Here is a 21,435-nt window from a genome sequence, read left to right as displayed (position 1 = left end):
AATAAAAAAGTGAAATTATCCTCAAAAGGCGACCAATTAATAAGTTGCGTGATATACTCCGCCGCTTAATACAATTTAACTAATAAACTCGGAAGGAAATTCCCTTGCAAGACGAACAATTAAAAGCTTTTATCATCAATCAACTTGAAGAAATGAAAGCAAAAGAAATCGTAACTATTGATGTTGCTGGTATCTCTGATGTCACTGATACTTTGATCATCTGTACTGGTACTTCAAAACGTCACGTACGCTCAATTGCAGAACAAACTGCATTAGCAGCAAAAAATGCTGGTGAAGTGCCACTGGGCGTTGAAGGCCTTGAAGGTAGTGAGTGGGTATTAATTGATATGGGCACTGTGGTTGCACATGTAATGCAAGATGAGACACGTCAATTTTATCAACTAGAAAAACTATGGACTGAAACAGCGTAATGAAAATTCAGCTAATTGCAGTGGGTACTAAAATGCCTGACTGGGTTGAAAAAGGTTACCTTGAATATGCACGGCGTTTCCCAAAAGAGATGCAACTTGAGTTATTAGAAATTAACGCAGGTAAACGTGGAAAAAACGCGGACATTAAGCGTATTTTGAAAAAAGAAGGTGAATTAACCTTAGAAGCGATTCCAAAAGGTAATAAAATTGTCACGTTAGAAGTGACAGGGAAATCGTGGACAACGGAACAATTAGCGAATGAAATGACTAAGTGGCAGCACGATGGGCGAAATATTAGCCTATTAATTGGCGGGCCTGAAGGTTTAGCACCGGAATGCATTCAACAGTCAGAGCAGCGCTGGTCTCTTTCTGCATTAACCCTACCGCATCCATTAGTAAGAATCTTAGTTGCTGAAAGCTTATACCGAGCTTTCACGCTAACCATTAACCACCCTTATCACAGGGAATAAAGTTGAAGAGAAAGCGTAATAGCATACGTAACCACAGTGCTGAATCAGCCCTTTTTTTACGTAGAACTCTAGTTGTTTTCTTAGCAATACTGCTTGCAGTGGGTATTTTGATCTCCAATTTGTATTACCTACAAATTAACTCCTTCGATACTTACAAAACACGATCTAATGCCAACCGGATCAGTGTACAAACAGTGCCGCCTAATCGTGGTTTAATCTACGATCGCAATGGCGTCATTCTCGCTGAAAATAGACCTGTGTATAGTTTGCAAGTCATTGCTAATAAAACCAATAACTTAACAAAAGATATTGAACGGTTAACCAAGCTTGTATCGTTAACTGACAGAGAATTGGCTAAATTTAAAAGTCAAAATCGTTATTCACGATCGTTTAAAGCAATCACTATTCGCGATCAGTTAACGCCTGAAGAGGTAGCACTATTTACTGTCAACCAACACCTCTTTAAAGGTTTTTCAATTCAAGCGAGCTTAAAACGTTATTATCCTTTTGGTAATGCATTTACACACGTCTTAGGTTATATCGCAAAAATTAATAGTCGAGACTTAGAAAAAATTGAACAACGTGGCGAACGTGCTCGTTATCAAGGTACCCGCTACATCGGTAAATTAGGTATTGAAAGATATTACGAAGATATTTTGCACGGTCAACCGGGGCAACGCCAAGTAGAGGTTGATAGCTGGGGTAAAGTGATCCGCACCTTACAATTTACAGCACCAACACCCGGTAAAGATATTACCCTTAACATCGATATTAACTTACAACTTAAAACACAAGAATTATTAGCTGATATGCGCGGCAGTATTGTGTTAATGGAAGCAAAAACCGGAGCAGTATTAAGTTTAGTTTCTGCACCAAGCTACGATCCTAATTTGTTTGTAACGGGGATCAGTCAAAAACAATACCAATCATTATTATCTTCTAAAGATCGTCCTTTAATCAATCGAGCTACGCAAGGCCGCTACCCACCAGCTTCCACCATTAAACCGCAAATGGCATTATTAGCGTTAGATGAAAAAGTGATCACCGAAGAAACGAAAATAAAAGATCCAGGTTGGTGGATTGTTCCTAACTCCAAACGCCGTTTTCGTGACTGGAAACGTTGGGGCCATGGTTTAGTGGATGTGTTCCATGCTATTGAACAAAGTTGCGATACCTTCTTTTATGATGCCTCTTATAAGTTAGGTATTGACCGTATCGAGCCCTTTATGCGTTTATTTGGCTTTGGTGAGTACAGCGGCTTAGATATTGCTGAAGAAACAAAAGCAATTATGCCATCTCGTGACTGGAAACGAGGCCGCTTTAATCAACCTTGGTACGATGGTGATACCATCTCGATTGGTATTGGACAAGGTTATTGGACAGTCACTCCTATTCAGTTAACAAAAGCGACGGCAATCTTGGCAAGACGTGGTGAGAATATTAAACCACACGTATTACGTTCAATTACCTCTGCAGGTGAAACCTCAACGCCAGTGTATGAAACAAAACCAGCGATCACATTACACAGCAGCCGTTATTGGGATGTTGCTTTAAAAGCCATGCAAGGTGTAACCAGTAAACGTAGCGGTACTGCTTATCGCGCTTTTGGTGATGCACCGTATACTGTAGCCGGTAAATCTGGTACTGCGCAGGTCATCAATATTAAAGAAGATGAAGTTTATGATGCAGATAAAATTAGTGAGCGTCATCGTGATAACGCAATGTTTGTTGCCTTTGCCCCATTTGAATCACCTGAGATTGTGGTCACTGTTATATTAGAAAATGTAGGTGGAGGCAGCAGTAATGCAGCCCCTATCGCTCGCGCATTATTTGATGAGTACTTTAAAAGTAGACATCCCATCGCTTCTAAATCTGCACCGGACTCTTAATTATGGTTAGCACTCAGGCTCAAAAAAGTATTTTTTACCGTTTACATATCGACCCGTATTTATTGGTTGGATTATTTGCATTAATGAGTATTAGTTTAACGGTATTATATTCAGTGGCTGGTTATGAAATGGTCTATCGCCAAGTAATTCGGTTAGCCATTGCCTTGGCCGTCATGTTAGTAATAGCTCAAATCCCCCCTGAATGGTACCAACGTTGGACACCAGGCATTTTTATCATTTGTGTTTTACTACTGATCGCAGTATTAGTGATAGGCCATACCGGTAAAGGTGCACAACGTTGGTTAGATCTAGGTTTTACTAAGTTCCAACCTTCTGAAATAATGAAACTGATCATGCCTCTAATGGTTGCTTATTATGTCAGCCAACACACCCTACCAACTCGCCTCAAACAAGCTTTTATTGCGCTTATTATTGTTATTGTACCGACCTTAATTATCGCTAAACAACCAGATTTAGGCACCTCTATATTAGTTGCCTCATCCGGGCTATTTGTGCTGTTTTTATCAGGTATTTCTTGGTTATACATTGCTATTGCTCTGGCTGGTGTGATCGGATTTATTCCTATTCTATGGTATTTTTTGATGCTCGATTATCAACGCGGGCGAGTATTAACCTTGCTTAATCCTGAAGCCGACCCGCTTGGTGCAGGTTACCATATTATCCAGTCAAAAATAGCCATTGGCTCGGGTGGTCAATGGGGGAAAGGCTGGTTAGAAGGCACACAATCGCAGCTAGAGTTTTTGCCAGAACGACATACCGACTTTATTTTCTCAGTATTTTCAGAAGAATTTGGCTTTATGGGGGTATTGTTATTACTGAGTATTTACATTTTAATTATTGGTCGTGGTCTGTGGATTGCTAATCAAGCGCAAGATGCCTTTACCAAACTGATCGCAGGCAGTATCATCCTGACCTTTTTTGTTTATATCTTTGTGAATATTGGTATGGTGAGCGGATTATTACCTGTGGTAGGTGTCCCGCTTCCAGTTATCAGCTTTGGCGGGACGTCGATTGTTACCCTATTAGCAGGATTTGGCATCCTAATGTCTATTCACACTCATAAACGCTTTAATATAAAACGGTGACCCCACAATGAAGAATTTAATTCTATTCAGCTTAACTTGTATTTTGTTAAGTGCCTGTAGTAATGATCGAGAACGCTATCAATATCATGATGATCATGCCCCTACGGCTATTCCACCATTAGCACATATAGAAGATGTAAACCCTCGCTATGAGCCACAATCTAGAGGTGGTAACAAAGACTACCGCGTACGTGGAATCAACTACAAAGTGTGGCGTGATATTACCGAGCTAACGGAAACTGGCGGCGCTTCTTGGTACGGCAATAAGTTTCATGGCCACCTCACTTCCAATGGTGAACGTTATAATATGTTTGCGATGAGTGCAGCGCACAAAAATCTCCCCTTACCAAGTTACGTGCAAGTCACTAACTTAGCGAATAAAAAACAAATTATTGTGCGTGTTAATGATCGTGGCCCTTTCCATAAAGGACGTATTATTGACCTTTCCTACGCAGCCGCTAAAAAACTAGACATTATTCAAGCAGGTACAGGACAAGTTGAAATAAAATTAATCCACTTTCCTGAACATGAAAGTACTAGCTTATTAGACAAACAACAAAATGAAAGTATATACGGCACCTTTACTATTCAATATTTAGTGACATCGAGTGCGGCAAAGGCAACACAGCTATCCAATGCATTGACTACTAAACATAACGTAGCCACCTTTTTTGAAAAAAAGAATAATCTGTATTATTTACGTATCGGCCCATTAAGTAGTGAAGCAAAAACAGAAGCTTTATTAAAAACGATTCAAAAAGAATACCCTAAAGCTTACATTATTCATCAAGAGCCTTAATATCAACACCGACTCATAAACTGCTTTTGACATAGCATACTTTTGAAATAATATGTCTTTCTGGCATAGCTTTGTTTCTCTAAAATCAGGAAAGCGGCTCAGAAAATAAAAATGCCGAGTTGAATGTATTTTACTCAACGCGGCATTTTAGCTTTATTCCTTCATTCCTTTATTCCTTTATTCCTTTATTCCTAGAGTCTACTCCCTGCTTGCTGATTTTTATGCTGCGTACTTACCAACACATTTATTTCCAAGCTCTCCCTATGGGCATCAGCAACGTTGTTGGCCTGCTATTCAAGTTTAAATTTATTGATAATAGCCACTAACTGAAGATTTGACTCGGTTAAATGATGAGTGCTATTGACCGTCTCTGTACCATTAATACTGAGAGTATCGACCATACCTTGAATCGCTGTCATATTACGGTTAATTTCTTCACTCACAGAACTCTGCTCTTCGGCAGAGGTTGCTATCTGCCCTACTAAGTCATTAATATCAAGTACAGCTTCGGTCATTAAATCAAGCGAAGTAGATACTTTAGATGTTGTAGTTGCAGTACTGAGACAACTTTGTTTGGTTGAGTCCATACTAACCACGGCAGCTTCAGAACCAACACTTAACTTTTCTAACATGGTATTAATTTCTATCGTGCTTTGTCTTGTTCTCGCAGCAAGTGCCCTTACTTCATCAGCTACCACAGCAAATCCACGACCATGTTCTCCGGCTCTTGCGGCTTCTATCGCTGCATTTAATGCAAGTAGATTAGTTTGCTGTGCAATTTCACCAATCACATTTAAAACACTGCTAATTTGAGTGCTGTCTTCACTCATTGATATAATCGTCTTGCCGGTATCTTCAACCTCATCGACTAAATCCGTGACACTCTGAACTGCTTGTCGCACCGCTACTTTAGATTGCTCTGCTTCACTATTGGTCGCTTCTGTCTGTTTCGCGGCATTAGCTGCACTTTCTGCCACCGCATCAGCTGTCGCACTCATTTCATGAATAGAAGTCACCGCCATTTCCATCTCCTCGCTATGCGACTGCAATAAGCGATGGCTAGACTTGGTCAGGTCTTCTAAGGTATTTATCTGATTGTTAATATTGACACTCGAATGAGAAACATCGAGCATCATAAGTTGTAGGTTTTCAATAAATTTATTAATACCACCCGCAATCTTACCTAAATCATCACTTGTTTCTACCTTAAGCCGATGTGTTAAATCACCACTGCCATTAGCTAAATCTGTGATCACATTTCTTAATGCCACAACAGGACGGAAGGCAATATTAAGGGCAAATACACTGAGCGGAATAATCACAGCAGCAGCAATTAATAATGCGATAGTAATGGAATTATTAAGGTTATCGGTATTACCTTGAATATAACTATTGTCGATGTAGCCGGTCAGCACCCATTCGTTACCCTCAATACTAAAGGTGTTGCTAATAGGCGTTAAATCACCATCTATCTTATTAGAAAATAAAACAGTGCCCACTGAATCTTTTAATACAACATAACTACCTTCCACGGCAGACACTTCAAAAAGGTGGTGTATTTTTGTAAGGTTAATGACAAAAATATCACCAGCATCATCAGCTTCTTTTTTAGTAATATTGATGTAAGGGATCTGATTTTCAAAATAGACATTACTGATTGATAATGGATCTTTTGCCGCAGCAATTTGTGCTATATATTTCTCGTTATTTGACGGGGCATCAATACTGCCTTTTTTATCAAATACCGACCCATACTTAAATTTTATAATATTGCTAAACCCAGTGGAATCGACTGTCTTTTGTATCTCAGAAAAACTAAAATTACTATTACGAGCAAGTTTTACATTATTTTCAAAATCATTAATCAACTGATCTTTAACTAGATTAAGCTGAGCTTGAATATTCTGGGTATCATTTTTATAAATGTACTCTTTAATATAATAATTTGCACTTAAGAAGGAAATCATTACTGATATCGTAATGATGGCAATAACCAATGTTAATATTTTTGCTTTAAATGGTATTTTCTTAAAACTATTTTGCATGTAATTACTCGCTTGCTTTTAGTTAATTGCTTATTTACTCAGTTGTATAAATATGATCAGAGTTCTTCTTGTAAAGCCTAGCTGGGATGTCATCAAAACCCGTTGCAAACAAATAAGTTGAAATAAATGGATTTATTATTAAACGTAGCGCAAACACATTCAGTGAGAGTTTCGTAAGGGGGATGAACAACTGCTGACTCGATTGAGTGTAGTGAGCTTTTAATTAAATGCTTTTGTTACATTTAATTAACATCTACAAATGCTGAGTAGATCACAAAAAATATTACTCATTGTTTTGAAACATTAAAAAAATACACAGACTTTTAAGCAAATAAAAACCAACCATTTATAAATACTATTTAACCTCAATCCTGATTAATGAAAGCGGAATTGTATTTGAAATCATAAAATTATATTTTTTGACTATACAGCGCCGTTAGTTTTGCATAGTTCAAGGAGAATTATTGAAGCAATAACTGGTTATTGAGAGATGATTTAACAAAGAAATCCGCGGAAATAGCGGTGTTGTATCGCCTTGCTTATCCAGAACTGACGTTATTTGGCACTTTACGCTGATTATTTAAACACAACTTCACTTTTACAACTTCATTTGAACAATCATTCAAACAAACCTTGATAAGCATTAAACCATCCCCATTACTTAACTATGTTTGCAAAAAGTAATTTGGTTTACCGCAACTAGTTACAACAACTAGTTACAACAACTAGTTACAACAATGATTGACAACAAAGGAACATATAATGGCTATTGATTTACTTTCACCGTTTAAATTAAACAACACTATCACGCTAAGTAATAGAGTATTAATGGCACCACTGACCCGTTGTATGGCTGATGATGATTTAGTCCCTACAAAGGATATGGTTGATTATTATGCGCGTCGAGCTGATGCCGGCTTAATTATTAGTGAAGCGACTATTATTCGCCCCGATGCACAAGGCTACCCTAATACACCCGGATTATTTACCCTGCAACAAATTCAAGGTTGGAAAAAAGTAACCGATGCCGTGCATAAAAATGGCGGTAAAATGTTTGCGCAATTATGGCATGTGGGTCGAGTGGCACATCCACATTTTTTCGATGGTGAAGTATTAGCCCCTTCTGCAATTGCAGTTGAAGGTTCTGTTCCGCGTATGCGTGAGCTAACTTATATCACGCCTAAAGCAGCGACGATTGAAGATATCCAAGGCTTAATAGCAGATTATGCAAAAGCGGCTGAGAATGCGATAGAAGCGGGTTTTGATGGTGTAGAAATACACGGTGCAAATGGTTATTTGATCGACCAATTTTTACATTATGCAGCCAATACACGTGACGATGAATACGGGCAAACACCTGAAAATATGTCACGCTTTGCATTACAAGTAGTTGACGCAGTGATCGCAGCAATTGGTAATGAACGTACTGCATTACGTTTAACACCCGGTGCTTATTTTAATATGAGTGAAGATAAACGTGATAAAGCGGTGTTTGATTATTTACTACCGCAACTTGAGAGCAGAAACTTAGCTTACTTACACGGTGGTATTTTCGATGATAGTACACGTTTTGACTCATTACAGGGTAAAACAACATCTGAATATTTACGTTCAGGCTACTCAAAAGGTACGTTAGTCGGTGTCGGAAGTTACAGCTTTGAAAGTGCGAAAGAGGCTATTAATACTGATAAGTTTGACTTAATTGCAATTGGTCGTCCGTTTATTGCTAATCCAGATTACATCAGCAAAATGATTCGCGGTGAAGAGACCCTTACTTATAGCGATGAAATGCTAACAGAATTAAAATAATAACAGACCGCGCTTTGTACTATGTAACGGGTATATATCCTATAAAACGAAGCTTAAAATAAAGACAACCTTGCATTAACATAGGTTGTCTTTTTAACTGGATATTTTTATCTTTAATATCTAGTAACTTCGCAAGCGAATAAAGCAAACAAACTTGGTAAGGTGCACAGCGAAAAAGAGGCACAGGCATTATTAGCAAAATTAAAGAACGAATACCCTAGCGCTTTTGTTGTACGACAAAAAAACGCTAGAAAACAATCTCTAAATTAAGCGGCACTAGCCTCTAATTCTGTCACTTTACGGTCTTTTGCTATCAAACTATAACCAACAATAACAAATACCCCTTGGCATGCCATAACTGCGCTCATGGCTATTACACCATACTCACTGAAAAGTGACACCATTGCGCTAGCTAGTACACACAACATCATCTGTAAAAAGTTCAATAAGCCAGATGCTGATGCACTGTTACTTTTGAAAGATACCAATGCATTATTTGCTACAATCGGATAAATTGCACCGTTAGCTGCTGCCATAAAACACATCGGAATTAGCAAGGGAACAATACTATTACCAGTGCCTACCATCGCAACTACAAAAGTTGAAATCACACTTAAAATGAAAGTTTTCAGTAACAATGGCAGTATTTGCTCAGTATTATAGCGATTTAGTAATGTACGACAGGTATATCCACCAATGATAAAAGCGATAGTTTGGGGTACATAACTCAAACCAATATCAGTACCTGAATACCCCATTGCACTCATTGCAAAAGGAGATCCGGTTAACCATGCAAAAAAGGCCGCTGAACAAGCCGCATAAATGATCATATTACCGCTGAATTTTTTTGATTTTAAAATACTAACATACTGTTTTAAAATCGAGATTGAGGGTTGAACAGTGACCTTTTGTTGAATAACGTTATTACTACTAAAGTCGATTAAACTACTTCGAATCGCCCAAACAACACCAATGAAAAGTAAACAATAAAAAATGCTCTGCCAGCCTAATTGTACTTCAAGAAAACCGCCTAATAATGGAGCTAATGCAGGAGATAATGCGACTAACGGCATAACCGTAGCAAATATGTGCTGAGATGTTTTATCATCATATTTTTCGATAACAAAAGATTGCCAAATAACTGTCGCCCCCGCAGCACCTAAAGATTGTATAAAACGCCCTACTAATAATTGTTCTACATTACCCGACATTGCACAGATAATGGTACCAATACTAAAAATAGCTAAGCTAGAAATAAGTACTTTTTTTTGACCAAGTCGTTCGCTTAATGGCCCATAAATAAGCTGACCTATCGCCATACCTAGCAGAAAAATACTTAATGACCAACCGATCATCTGATTTGTTGTTGTTAAATCTTGGCGTAATACATCAAAAGCGGGAAGGTACATATCCGTTGCAAGAAAACCCAGCATACTCAATCCAGATAACCAAATATAAGGAATTTTAGCTTGTTTTTTAATCATTTCAGTACTCTTTATAATAAATTTCCGACAGTATATTCTTGTACAAAACGAGATTAAAACGGTATATTTTAACCTTTACTATCAAAAAAGTTGACGTGTATGTTTTCTCACCATGATTTGATTGTTATCGATACGGTTGCCCGCCGCGGAAGCTTCTCTGGTGCCGCTGAAGAGTTGCATAAAGTGCCCAGTGCAATCAGCTACACGGTGAAATTGATTGAAAATAAATTAGATGTATTGCTGTTTAAGCGCCTACACCGGAAAGTACAGCTCACACCCGCGGGTGAGTACTTTGTCTCACAAACACGTTTGCTACTTAAACAGATGTCGGAGGTGAAAGTACAAGCACAGCGGATTGCTAATGGCTGGCAAAGTAGTGTTTCTATAGCACTAGATAATGTTGTAAGGGAAGCCTCGGTAAATCAATTGGTTGCAGATTTTTATCAGCAATTCCCATATATTGAACTATTACTCACCATGGAAGTGTTTAATGGTGTTTGGGATGCATTAGTTGATGGCCGTGCTGATATCGCCATTGGCGCAACGTCTGCAGTGCCGATTGATGGCGGTGTGGCTTACCGGAGTATGGGTGAATTGTCATGGGACTTTGTTGTCAGTAAAAATCACCCCTTAGCAAAGCATAACGAAGCGTTAACCGAGCAACAGCTAATTATCTATCCAAGTATCTGTTTAGAAGACAGTGCGCGCATATTGCCAAAACGTACCACCTGGCTACTCAATAACCAACGTCGGTTAGTAGTGCCTAACTGGCATAGTGCAGAACAGATTTTTATCGCAGGATTGGGAGTTGGGTTAATGCCCACACATCGTGCAACGCCATTAATCAAACAAGGACTATTAGTAAAGAAAACGTTAGCTTTTAGTACTCAAGATAATAGCCCTTGTTGCTTAGCGTGGCGTGATGGTGTTCTACCACCGGCAATAAAGTGGTTATTAAACTATTTGGGGGATAGTGAAAAATTACATCAGCAATGGTTGGCGTAAACATAAAAACAGCTGTCAGTTACTCTTCTGCCAGCTGTTAATAAAATCAAAATATACAAAGCAATTTAAATGTGTAATTTATGCGCCAGCTATCTTCATTTTTTTAATTAAGATAGAACCCGTTTGTAAACTACTTCTTGGGTCGGTATCACAACCAACCGCACTAATATCCATGAACATCTCTTTCAAGTTACCAGCAATAGTAATTTCATGAACAGGGTAAGCAATCACCCCATTTTCGACCCAGAAGCCCGCCGCACCACGCGAGTAATCACCGGTCACCATATTAACGCCTTGCCCCATTAACTCTGTAACAAATAATCCAGTGCCCATCTCTTTTAATAAACCGGCTAAATCGAGTCCGCCATCCTTTACAAACCAATTATGGATACCGCCAGCATGGCCAGTGCTCTCTAGGCCCATTTTACGTGCAGCATAGCCTGTTAATAAATAGGTTTGTAAAAAGCCATTGTCGATAATATTACGTTTTATAGTACGTCCGCCTTCACTATCGAAAGGTGAACTAGCAATACCTTTAACGATATGTGGGTCTTCAGAAATTGACAGCCAGTCAGGGAATATTTGAGTATTGATTGAGTCTAGTAAGAACGAAGATTTTTTATATAAGCTTGCGCCACTGATCGCCCCCACTAAATGACCAAATAATCCACTGGCCATTTCAGGACAAAATAATACAGGGCTTTCCTGGGTGGCTATTTTACGCGCTCCTAAACGTTCAACCGAGCGCTTAACAGCTTGTTCCGCAACCCATTGTGCAGAAAAAAGATCATCCATATCGCGGGCACTGGTATAACTATAATCACGTTGCATCTCACCGTTTTCTTGTGCAATTAAGACACAGCTTAAACTATGACGACTGCTGCCGTAACTTTCTAAGAAACCATTGCTGTTACCGTACACTTGTAAACTGTTGTGGCTATTAACACCTGCACCATCTGAATTAACAATGCGTTTATCTAAGTTCAGCGCAATATCTTCACATTGCTTGGCTAATGCTAACAGTTGGTCGGTATTTTTATCACTTGCATGGTATAAATCTAAATCAATAGGATCCTGCTCTAAAAAGCGTTTATCTAATAACCCTGCATAGGGGTCTTGGCTTGTATATTTGGCAATATCAACCGCCGCTCTTACACTCGCAGCAATCGCCTCTTCACTTAAATCAGCGGTAGAAGCGCTGCCTTTACGGTGATCAACATAAACACTGATCCCCATCGCACCATCGTGGTTAAACTCAATGTTTTCAACTTCACCTAAACGGGTATTCACAGAAATCCCAGCACTTTTCCCTAACGCAACTTCAGCTTGGCTTACACCTAAATCATTGGCAATATTAAGCGCCGTATTAACGGCATTTTCTAGTAACTGTTTCTGTTCAATCATGTTTAAGCACCACAATGTATAATTAAATTTAAGATAAGAAATAATAACATGGATTAAGGTAAGCATCTTGTGATGATGGTATGATGCGCTTAATTATTTAATCCCTAACGTGATAGACCATAAGCTATGAATAAAAAAGTTGAAGAGATCTTTGAAGAAGACGAGATCAGTAAGTCGCAAATTAAACGTGAAGCTGAAGCTTTAAAAGATATCGGTCGCCAACTCGTGGCCTTAAATGCAAAGCAATTAGCACAAATCCCAGGCAGTGATACCTTGATGGAAGGGATTAAAGTAGCGCATAAAATATCCACTAAACATGAAGCACTGCGCAGACAGTTCCAATATATCGGAAAAGTATTACGTACTGAAGATATGGAAAAAATCACTGCTAAGTTAGATATTATCAATGATAACAACCGTAAACGTACTCATGCGATTTCGCATTTAGAGTTGTTAACGGATCAGTTGATTGAATTGGGCGACCCTAAAGTGAATGATGCACTAGAGATGTACCCACAACTTGAACGTCAAAAATTGCGCCAAATGATTCGCCAAGCAAATAAAGAAAAGAAACTAGAAAAACCAGCTAAAACGGCTAAAGAGTTATTTGTCTACTTAAAAACTAACTGTTTATAAACGCCTATATTGCAAAAAAAAACCAGAGTAGCTATCTATTCTGGTTTTTTTGTATCTATGTTTTTTGTATCTATGTTTTTGTGTATCTACAGCATCGCTAATACTCTTTGCATACTAAAGCAGGAAAGGATCGGTATTAGTTAGTGCCACCCACTGTTAATTGGTCAATTTTAAGTGATGGCTGTCCTACTCCAACGGGTATACTTTGCCCTTCTTTACCACAAACACCAACGCCTGGGTCTAAACACATATTATTAGCGACCATAGACACTTGTTGCATAGTATCAAAGCCATTACCAATTAATGTCGCGCCTTTAATCGGTGCAGTGATTTTTCCATCTTCAATCAAATAAGCTTCAGAGGCAGAGAATACAAATTTACCCGAGGTAATATCAACTTGTCCGCCACCAAAATTCGGCGCGTAGATACCTTTTTTAACACTTTCAATCAACTCTTCATGCTCATACTCACCGTTTAGCATAAAGGTATTGGTCATACGTGGCATTGGCAAGTGAGCATAAGATTCACGACGCCCATTACCCGTTGGCGCAACTCCCATCAAACGTGCATTCAGCTTATCTTGCATGTAACCTTTTAAAATACCATTTTCAATCAGTACATTACGCTGACCTTTAGTCCCTTCATCATCAATGTTTACCGAACCGCGACGGTCAGCAATGCTGCCATCATCGATAATAGTACAATGCTTAGAAGCCACTTGTTGGCCTATTTTTCCTGAAAATGCAGATGAACCTTTACGGTTGAAATCACCTTCTAAACCGTGCCCCACTGCTTCATGTAATAACACACCAGGCCAGCCTGCACCAACAATCACTGGCATCGCACCAGCAGGCGCGGCAATCGCATCAATATTAACTAATGCCTGACGAATTGCTTGGCGTGCATAGGAGAAGGCTTTAAGTTCACCTTCCTGCGTATCAGTAAAATAATCTAAATCAAAACGCCCACCACCACCGGCACTGCCTCGTTCACGTTTACCATTTTTTTCAATTAACACTGAACAGCTAAAGCGGATCAAGGGGCGGATATCTGACGCCAATGTACCATCACTAGCCGCCACTAATATTTCTTCATAAACGGCATTTAATGACACGGTAACTTCACTAACAGAGGGCTCTAATGCACGAGCGAAGGTATCAACTTGCTTTAATAGCTCAATTTTTTTATCGCGGCTCATGCTTTGTAAAGGATCCGCTGAACCATAGTAAATAGGTTGTGCGGTTGGCATTATCAGCTTGATTGACTTTTCTTGCCCTGAATTAGCAATACTTTTGGCAGCATTAGCAGCTTCAGTAATGGCTTTTTTTGAAATATGATCAGAGTACGCAAAGCCAGTTTTTTCACCAGACACGGCACGAATACCAATGCCTTTTTCGATGTTATAACTGCCTTCTTTGACAATCCCATCTTCTAATAACCAAGATTCATGGCGGCTTGCTTGAAAATAAAAATCAGCATAGTCAATTTGAGCTCCAGAAATTTGACTCAGTTGTGATTCTAAATCACTAATTTGCATATCAGCTGGCGCTAAAAAATTGTCTACTACTTGTTCAAAAGACATTGACGATCCTTATTTCTATTAAAGTTTTTGTGTACAGCTAAATTGGTTATGTTGCTGTACAGGCATTATTTTTCTTATATCGAGTAATTTTTCTTGATTAAAATCGTCATAGATAACACCGTTACCAGTGGTCAACTGCGTCATTATTTTTCCCCACGCATCTATGATCATGGAGTGCCCGAACGTATAACGCGGCTCGAAGTGAGCATGATTAAGAAAATGCTCTCCACCCTGATTAGCCGCAATAAAATAACACTGGGTTTCGATGGCTCTAGCTTGTAATAGCGCTTGCCAATGTGCTTCCCCTGTTACCTTAGTAAAAGCTGCTGGCAATAAGATAATATCAGCCTCAAGCTCTCTCAGCTGCTGGAATAATCCTGGAAAGCGTAAATCATAACAGATAGCGAGGCCAACTTTTGCAAAACCGCAATCAATGACCTTAATTTCTTTTCCTGCGATAAAAGTATCAGACTCTCGATATGCGCCCTGAGTGTCTGCCACATCGGCATCGAACAGATGTATTTTATTGTAATGTGCAGTCAATTGCCCCTGCGGCGAAAAAACCAAACTACTTGTATATATTTTGTCTGATTGCTCACTTTGAATTGGGAAGCTGCCACAGACTAAGGTACAGTGATACTGAATAGCCAATTCACCTAATCGGCTTTGAATAGGTCCATCACCTAACACTTCCGCTATACTTAAGTAATGTTTTCTACTGGAAAAACAAAGTGCATTTTCAGGTAACAACACTAGCCTATTTAGCTCTTTTTTTGATTCAGGTAGTGCCTGTAATTGCTCAATAATCTGTTGAAAATTATCTTCAATACAATCATTGCTTATTATTTGAATGGCAACCATTTGACATGTTGCAGTGTGAGTATTTTTAGTGCTCATTTTACCTGACCTCATTTTAAGCTGAGAATTTACAACGACAGTTTTCAGCGATCATTTATAATGACCGTTTACAAGCATAGCTTACAGAAAAATTGACAGTAATAAGCATGTAGTTAAAAGCAAGTAGTTTAAAAAAGATAACATCCAAGGTGAATTTTGTAATAACACTACGCGTTAACATTAGAGTTCAAATTGCTCAGCACCCAACACGTCTATTTTTTAACGCCATTTACGGTAGTACCGTTATCAACCTTACCATTATCAACAACACTACCCTCAATCTCTTCTAACACTTCGCTGTTTTGCAGTTTAACCACGCCTCTTTGTCTGTCTTCTATTTTAACATCAGGATTATCTAACGCACCTTTAACAGAAAAATCTACACGAATAATACTATCCACAACCGGTTCAAGTATTTTGGTCATCATTAATACCGCTGCGCCAGTTAATGGGTTAATAGCAAAGGCTGCCAACACGGGTAAGCTAGAGGTCACAGCAGGGCTATAACTAAAACGATAGTTAACATTGAGGTTGGGTAAGTCAATTAACCCTTCACCTGATATTTTCCCCGCCGAACCATTTAAAAAGTAATCATCATTTTTCAAAATACCATTACTAATATTGGCGGAAAGCGACATATCGTCAAAACCTAGCCCTTTCGAGAAAATATTACCAAACTCTAGGTTCAAACTACGTCTAATTCCGTCGAGGCTTAAGAAACTTAATAGGCGAGCACCTTTATCATCAACTTCAGTGATTTGGCCATTCTCAGCTTTCACTGACAGCTGGCCATTCAACGAATCTAAATTAAAATGCCAAGGCGCACCGACCCAATTTAATGCGCCATTTAGCGATGCTTGTTCATAAACCATTGGGCTACTATAACCTAAACGATCAACAATACTGTTATCACTGCTGCCTTTACTATCAACAATAATATTGGTTCTACGCTGATCCCATACACCTGAAATATTAGTCGCTTGGTCTTTTTCACCTAAGTTTAAATAATCAATATTAAGACCTAATTTACTCGGGTACACATGTGCTTTAAGTGGTGATAATTGCATTTTTTTATAATCACATTGCACACACTCTAAAAAGACTTCAGGATAATCTTCTCGTAAGTTATTGCTCAGTTGAGGTAATGAAGGTCCTTCTTCTTTGCTGAATAGCTCCTGTATTGCATCAACATTTAATAACTGGAAATTCATCTTTTTAATACTAATGTCATAACGGTCAGGAATGCCCTGACGATACTCTATATCCGTAAGTAAATTATCCGCTTTAAGTTTGATCGCCCAAAAATCATCACGATAAATAGCTTGTGAATCTAAATTTACCAAGGGTTGTTCAAATAATTCCGCATGTCTAATATCGAGATAAAACTCGTTAATATTAAATAATGATGTGCTCTTATTATTCGACGCAGTCGCACTTATATTGCTAGCCGCTGTATTTTTTTGAGTGAAGACCCATTCATTAACAATCTCAGCCCAGGGTGTTAAATTAATTTTATCACCAGTAATACGTACTATCTGTTTACGCTTATCAATGCCAATCGCTTGCCCACTCCCCAATCCAAGATAGAGGTACTTAAGAACCGCTACTCTTTCTTTATTAGAGTTTTCAGGGTGTAAAATCTCGCCCACGGACTTCAGTTTATTATTAATACGCGCGTCCCACTGCGTACTGCGCTGATTGCCACTGACATTAATAGAAGTCGGCCATGCTTGTAAGGAGTTTTTATTAAATGGTGCTGGCAAACCTATCTTAACCCCCTGTAATTGCGATGATAAATTCACCGAAAACTGATAGTCTTGGTTCAAACCTTGGGTGAAATCGAGCTGTCCCTGCCAATCTAAATTACCAATTGCTTGTAATGGTGCTAATTGTTTTTCATAACGGCTTAACTTAGCAACATTCCAAAGCCCTGAAAGGTCTGCCGTCAGCCGATATTGCTCAGGCGACTCTTTACTCGCAAAAGATAAGTTAACAGGCTGTTCGAATAAGGTCGCAGTCAGGTCGTTTGCTGTCAGGTCACCATTCACAAAGCTAAAGGAACCATTTACTTTTTTAAAGGGCAAGATCACATCGCTGGTTAACTCAATATCGATATCATTGTCGACTAAATCCAACTTACCTTTTGCAACGGTTTCTGCGTTGCTGGAATCGAGCGGGATTTCTAAGGTTAATCCGCCAGTCACTTGACCGCCGATACGGATCATTTGTACCACTTTACCGACACTGTCTTTAAGTGGTGACCCAATCAAATAGTCAGCAATCGATGAGGATGTTTCAGCAACTTTAGCGTTGATGGTTAATACGCCATCAGGGCTTAAATGGTCGATAACCGCAGATAACGAATCAACACGAATATCGCCTAATTTAGCTTTGTCACTGCTCATAAATAGTGAGTCATTTTCAAATAATAGGTCTAAGTCTAAATCACTTAACCCTTCCCAACCTGTATAAAAGTTATATTGGCCATTTTTAACGGGAACAAAAGCTTGGAATACACCGTCATTATCTTTGTAAGGGTAATCAGTTAACGGCCCATGCCATACAATTTTGGCTCCCGTTACCGATCCTTTCTTAAGCGTGGGTTGCAAATAATCAAACACATCTTGTCCCATTGCTAACATCGGCAAATAGTACTGTGCTTTTTCAACGTCACTTAAAGAGGCATAAGTAAACAAGCTTAAAAATGGACTACTCAGCTCACTATCATTAGGAAAAAATAGCGTAAATTGACTACTGCTATCAAGCTCATCAGTCACTAATATACTTTTATCACTGACCAGTTTGAATCCATCTTGTTGGTTTTCCCAACGTAATTCAAATTGCCCTTTTTGTAATGGCATACTACGACTAAACTGTTTATCAAAAAGGATCGATTGAGGACCCAGTTTAATACTAGCGCGACCCGTTCGTTGATTGCTAAGCAATGAAATATTGGCATCACTAATACCAGGAAATGCCCCCACCGCTTGATTGTTAAAAGCATCGACATTTGCACTTATTGAATACTCGCCAGATTGATCCACTAATAATCCAACTTTATTTACATCTCCACCAAGCTCAAGCGCCAGTATCTGCTCAATATTCGCTTCGGGCAATGTTGAAAATAAGAGGGCAAAGGGCACGATTGAATTAACATTAACACCTGCTAGGTCAAATTCACCAAATTCATTATCAATACCCGCCCCAGAAAAATTAGCATTATTAAGCGGAATGTAATTATGGGTAATATTTAAATCGTAGCTATCAAATAACCAATGTTTATCCTGATCCGTAAACTGTAATAAACCGTCATTAATTTGCCAGTCATGGGATTGATTTAACATCGACCAGGCAATCTCTGAATTGCCCCATTGTAACTGCATGCTCTTAGGCCCATTAAAATCAAAGTCACTCCAAAGCTCAAAAGAAACAATGGCTTTTTTAAGCTCTGCTAATGGATTTACTTGAGGTTGTAAGTATTCAGTTGCATTTAGGTTTTCTGCCTGTGCGTAAAAACGACCAATCAATTGCTCATTGGCGCCTTCTGCTTCACCAGTAATATCAATCACAAACTGTAATGTATTCTCACCTATTGTATTAGGTAATGATGCTTTACCAACACCTTGATGGCGTTTGTCATCATTAACCCAACTAAGATCTTGGATTAAAATAGTCTTTTTATTATTTAGATGATCGATAAAATTAATTTGGCTATCAGTGATAGAAAATGAACTTAAATGTAATAAAAATATATTTTTAAGTGCATCAAGCGTTAACTCTGATTGTGCTTGATCCTGTTCAGATTTCGTTAATACAGACTGGCTAGCAATCGCTTGAGACGAAACCGATGCACTGGCGACAGATTGAGTAGCAATAGCCTGAGAAGTTAATTGCTGAGGATTTGTAGCAACAGCAAGGTTCTGCATTTTTGTTGATTTTAATGATAAATTTGCTCCCTTTAATGAAATATCATTAAAGATAAGCTTTTGCTTAGTTAAACTATCAATAAAATCGAAATGTAAAAATAGATGCTCAATTTTTAACTCAAAGGGTAATACTTGAGTATCAATCAATGTCACATCTTTTAAGGTTAATACTAAGCCAGAAAAGTCGATGCCTGCCGAGACTTTTTCAGCATTAACATTGATATTCTGCTTCGCTGCGACCCACTCTACTAGCTGCTCTTTATAATCATCAACGCCATTGATAGCAAAGCGTGCAATGGTCAACAACACTGCAATAATAATTAATTTGGCAGCGAGCAGGACCCAGAGTCGCTTTAACCATTTAAAGGTGACATGTTTCAAAAATGATAACCCATTAAACCTACTTTCTCCTACTTCATAGCCACATACTAACGGTACTATAACCGTACTATAGCCGTATAATAGCTACATCAGAGCTACATCATAACAACATCAAACTGCTCTGGACCGTATAAAGGTTCAGCATGTATTTCTACGCGTTTTTGCATAAACACGATTAACTCGCCAAGATTATAGGACTCATCGCCCTGTAGTGCTTCAGCAACCGCAACAGAGCTGTAAACAACAAAACGCTCAGCGGTAAAGGCGCGGTCAACACGTAATATTTCTCGCAGTATTTCATAACAAACTGTTTCCACAGTTTTAACGTAACCACGGCCATTACAGGTACTACATTCACCACAAAAAATATGCTCTAAACTTTCATGAGTACGTTTACGAGTCATCTCAATCAAGCCAAGTGGCGAGAAATCATTTATATGCGTTTTCACACGGTCTTTCGATAACGCTTGTTCTAGACTATTAAAGACACGGCGTCGATGTTCTAAAAGCTTCATATCAATGAAGTCGAGTATAATGATCCCACCTAAATTACGTAACCTTAATTGACGCGCAATTGCTAACGTTGCTTCAATGTTAGTATTAAAGATAGTCTCTTCTAGGTTACGGTGCCCCACAAACGCGCCGGTATTGATATCGACCGTGGTCATTGCTTCCGTTTGGTCGATAATTAAATAACCACCTGATTTTAATTCAACCTTTCTATTTAATGCTCGCTGCACTTCATTTTCAACATCAAATAGGTCGAAAATAGGACTTGCACCATCATAATATTCGACTTTTTTCGCTAATTCAGGGACAAACTCCACGCTAAATTTAGAAAGTTGCTTAAAGCTCAACTTTGAATCTATACGAATGCGATCAATTTCATTGCCAACAAAATCACGCAAAATACGAAATGCTAGTCCCAGATCCTGATATAACATCTTATTTTTAGATTGAGTACGCTGTTTACGCGTGATCACTTTATTCCACACACGCTGCAGAAAAGCGGCATCATTTCTTAATTCTTCTTCAGGCGCACCTTCTGCAGCCGTACGAATGATAAAACCACCTAATTCATTAACACAAGATTGAGTAATATCCTTAAGTCGTTCTCTCTCCTCTGCGCTTTCAATACGCTGTGACACGCCTACATGCTGTGTATCGGGCATAAACACTAAATAACGAGAAGGTAACGTAATATCTGTGGTCAAACGCGCGCCTTTTGTACCGAGTGGATCTTTCACCACTTGCACAATAATATTTTGGCCCGGACGAACTAAGGTCGAAATATCGGCCACCTTGAATTTATCTTTTTCAGGATCCGCAACACATTCAGTACGAGGATCAATATCTGAGGCATGTAAAAAAGCTGCTTTTTCTAAACCGATATCAATGAAAGCGGCTTGCATACCAGGGAGAACACGTGTCACTTTCCCTTTATAAATATTACCTGCAATGCCTTTACTCGCTTGGCGTTCAATATGTAACTCTTGTAAAACTCCCCCTTCGATTAACGCAACTCGCGTTTCAGTGGGGGTAATGTTCATTAATAATTCAACAGACATGCT

General features: G+C 38.8%; 15 protein-coding genes. 8 read left to right on the top strand and 7 right to left on the bottom strand.

Features of this window, described 5'->3' with window-relative positions:
- Positions 1-104: 104 nt before the first annotated feature.
- The 5 genes from rsfS to H5084_RS08725 are packed head-to-tail and all read left to right on the top strand — an operon-like array spanning position 105 to position 4,695.
- The gene (gene rsfS / locus H5084_RS08745) at positions 105-431 is read left to right on the top strand and encodes a ribosome silencing factor (RefSeq protein WP_028869770.1); all 327 of its coding nucleotides are present in this window, start codon (positions 105-107) and stop codon (positions 429-431) included.
- The gene (gene rlmH / locus H5084_RS08740) at positions 431-901 is read left to right on the top strand and encodes a 23S rRNA (pseudouridine(1915)-N(3))-methyltransferase RlmH (RefSeq protein ID WP_028869769.1); all 471 of its coding nucleotides are present in this window, start codon (positions 431-433) and stop codon (positions 899-901) included. Before rsfS ends, rlmH begins: the two co-directional genes overlap by 1 nt.
- A 2-nt stretch (positions 902-903) precedes the next feature.
- Entirely contained in the window at positions 904-2,790 is a 1,887-nt protein-coding gene (gene mrdA, locus H5084_RS08735) for a penicillin-binding protein 2 (RefSeq protein WP_182690198.1), read from the top strand.
- Between the two features lie 2 nt (positions 2,791-2,792).
- Positions 2,793-3,896 carry a rod shape-determining protein RodA gene (gene rodA, locus H5084_RS08730; RefSeq protein WP_028869767.1) on the top strand — a complete coding sequence of 368 codons (1,104 nt, stop codon included), beginning with the start codon at positions 2,793-2,795 and terminating at the stop codon, positions 3,894-3,896.
- Positions 3,897-3,903: 7 nt separating this feature from the next.
- Positions 3,904-4,695, top strand: a complete 792-nt coding sequence (locus H5084_RS08725) for a septal ring lytic transglycosylase RlpA family protein (RefSeq protein ID WP_182690197.1) — start codon at positions 3,904-3,906, stop codon at positions 4,693-4,695.
- 290 nt (positions 4,696-4,985) lie between these two features.
- Here the strand turns inward: H5084_RS08725 and H5084_RS08720 are convergent, their stop codons facing one another.
- Positions 4,986-6,740: a methyl-accepting chemotaxis protein gene (locus tag H5084_RS08720; protein WP_182690196.1), complete on the bottom strand. Its 1,755-nt coding sequence runs from the start codon at positions 6,738-6,740 to the stop codon at positions 4,986-4,988.
- Between the two features lie 762 nt (positions 6,741-7,502).
- Between H5084_RS08720 and H5084_RS08715 the strand changes: the two genes are divergently transcribed.
- Positions 7,503-8,549, top strand: coding sequence for an alkene reductase (locus tag H5084_RS08715; RefSeq protein WP_182690195.1), 1,047 nt, complete (start codon positions 7,503-7,505; stop codon positions 8,547-8,549).
- A gap of 266 nt (positions 8,550-8,815) precedes the next feature.
- On the opposite strand, the gene punC is transcribed toward H5084_RS08715, so the two are convergent.
- Positions 8,816-10,033: a purine nucleoside transporter PunC gene (gene punC, locus H5084_RS08710; protein WP_028869763.1), complete on the bottom strand. Its 1,218-nt coding sequence runs from the start codon at positions 10,031-10,033 to the stop codon at positions 8,816-8,818.
- 99 nt (positions 10,034-10,132) lie between these two features.
- Here punC and punR point away from each other — a divergent pair, with 99 nt between their 5' ends.
- Positions 10,133-11,038: a DNA-binding transcriptional activator PunR gene (gene punR / locus H5084_RS08705; RefSeq protein WP_182690194.1), complete on the top strand. Its 906-nt coding sequence runs from the start codon at positions 10,133-10,135 to the stop codon at positions 11,036-11,038.
- A 78-nt stretch (positions 11,039-11,116) separates the two neighbouring features.
- Here punR and pmbA read toward each other — a convergent pair whose 3' ends face one another.
- A complete protein-coding gene (gene pmbA / locus H5084_RS08700) occupies positions 11,117-12,442 on the bottom strand; it encodes a metalloprotease PmbA (protein ID WP_028869761.1) in 1,326 nt (441 codons plus the stop codon).
- Positions 12,443-12,568: 126 nt separating this feature from the next.
- On the opposite strand from pmbA, the gene yjgA reads away from it, so the two are divergent.
- The gene (gene yjgA, locus H5084_RS08695) at positions 12,569-13,078 is read left to right on the top strand and encodes a ribosome biogenesis factor YjgA (protein ID WP_028869760.1); all 510 of its coding nucleotides are present in this window, start codon (positions 12,569-12,571) and stop codon (positions 13,076-13,078) included.
- A 136-nt stretch (positions 13,079-13,214) separates the two neighbouring features.
- Here the strand turns inward: yjgA and tldD are convergent, their stop codons facing one another.
- From tldD to rng, 4 genes are all read right to left on the bottom strand, one after another.
- The gene (tldD, locus tag H5084_RS08690; RefSeq protein WP_028869759.1) at positions 13,215-14,660 is read right to left on the bottom strand and encodes a metalloprotease TldD; all 1,446 of its coding nucleotides are present in this window, start codon (positions 14,658-14,660) and stop codon (positions 13,215-13,217) included.
- 18 nt (positions 14,661-14,678) lie between these two features.
- On the bottom strand, positions 14,679-15,557 hold the full coding sequence (locus tag H5084_RS08685) for a carbon-nitrogen hydrolase family protein (protein WP_259396720.1): 879 nt from the start codon (positions 15,555-15,557) through the stop codon (positions 14,679-14,681).
- Between the two features lie 212 nt (positions 15,558-15,769).
- Positions 15,770-19,864: a YhdP family protein gene (locus tag H5084_RS08680; RefSeq protein ID WP_182690193.1), complete on the bottom strand. Its 4,095-nt coding sequence runs from the start codon at positions 19,862-19,864 to the stop codon at positions 15,770-15,772.
- 95 nt (positions 19,865-19,959) lie between these two features.
- Entirely contained in the window at positions 19,960-21,432 is a 1,473-nt protein-coding gene (rng, locus tag H5084_RS08675) for a ribonuclease G (protein ID WP_182690192.1), read from the bottom strand.
- Positions 21,433-21,435: the final 3 nt, after the last annotated feature.

Source organism: Psychromonas sp. SR45-3 (assembly GCF_014163575.1).
Lineage (GTDB): Bacteria > Pseudomonadota > Gammaproteobacteria > Enterobacterales > Psychromonadaceae > Psychromonas > Psychromonas arctica.
The sequence above is the reverse complement of the archived record's forward strand: the minus strand, read 5'-3'. Positions and strand labels throughout refer to the sequence as shown.

Bases quoted from the DNA above. Each gene is read 5' to 3' on its own strand.
- rlmH (WP_028869769.1), top strand. From the start codon at position 431: ATGAAAATTCAGCTAATTGCAGTGGGTACTAAAATGCCTGACTGGGTT.
- rodA (WP_028869767.1), top strand. From the start codon at position 2,793: ATGGTTAGCACTCAGGCTCAAAAAAGTATTTTTTACCGTTTACATATC.
- H5084_RS08725 (WP_182690197.1), top strand. From the start codon at position 3,904: ATGAAGAATTTAATTCTATTCAGCTTAACTTGTATTTTGTTAAGTGCC.
- H5084_RS08720 (WP_182690196.1), bottom strand. From the start codon at position 6,740: ATGCAAAATAGTTTTAAGAAAATACCATTTAAAGCAAAAATATTAACA.
- H5084_RS08715 (WP_182690195.1), top strand. From the start codon at position 7,503: ATGGCTATTGATTTACTTTCACCGTTTAAATTAAACAACACTATCACG.
- punC (WP_028869763.1), bottom strand. From the start codon at position 10,033: ATGATTAAAAAACAAGCTAAAATTCCTTATATTTGGTTATCTGGATTG.
- punR (WP_182690194.1), top strand. From the start codon at position 10,133: ATGTTTTCTCACCATGATTTGATTGTTATCGATACGGTTGCCCGCCGC.
- pmbA (WP_028869761.1), bottom strand. From the start codon at position 12,442: ATGATTGAACAGAAACAGTTACTAGAAAATGCCGTTAATACGGCGCTT.
- yjgA (WP_028869760.1), top strand. From the start codon at position 12,569: ATGAATAAAAAAGTTGAAGAGATCTTTGAAGAAGACGAGATCAGTAAG.
- tldD (WP_028869759.1), bottom strand. From the start codon at position 14,660: ATGTCTTTTGAACAAGTAGTAGACAATTTTTTAGCGCCAGCTGATATG.
- H5084_RS08685 (WP_259396720.1), bottom strand. From the start codon at position 15,557: ATGAGCACTAAAAATACTCACACTGCAACATGTCAAATGGTTGCCATT.
- rng (WP_182690192.1), bottom strand. From the start codon at position 21,432: ATGTCTGTTGAATTATTAATGAACATTACCCCCACTGAAACGCGAGTT.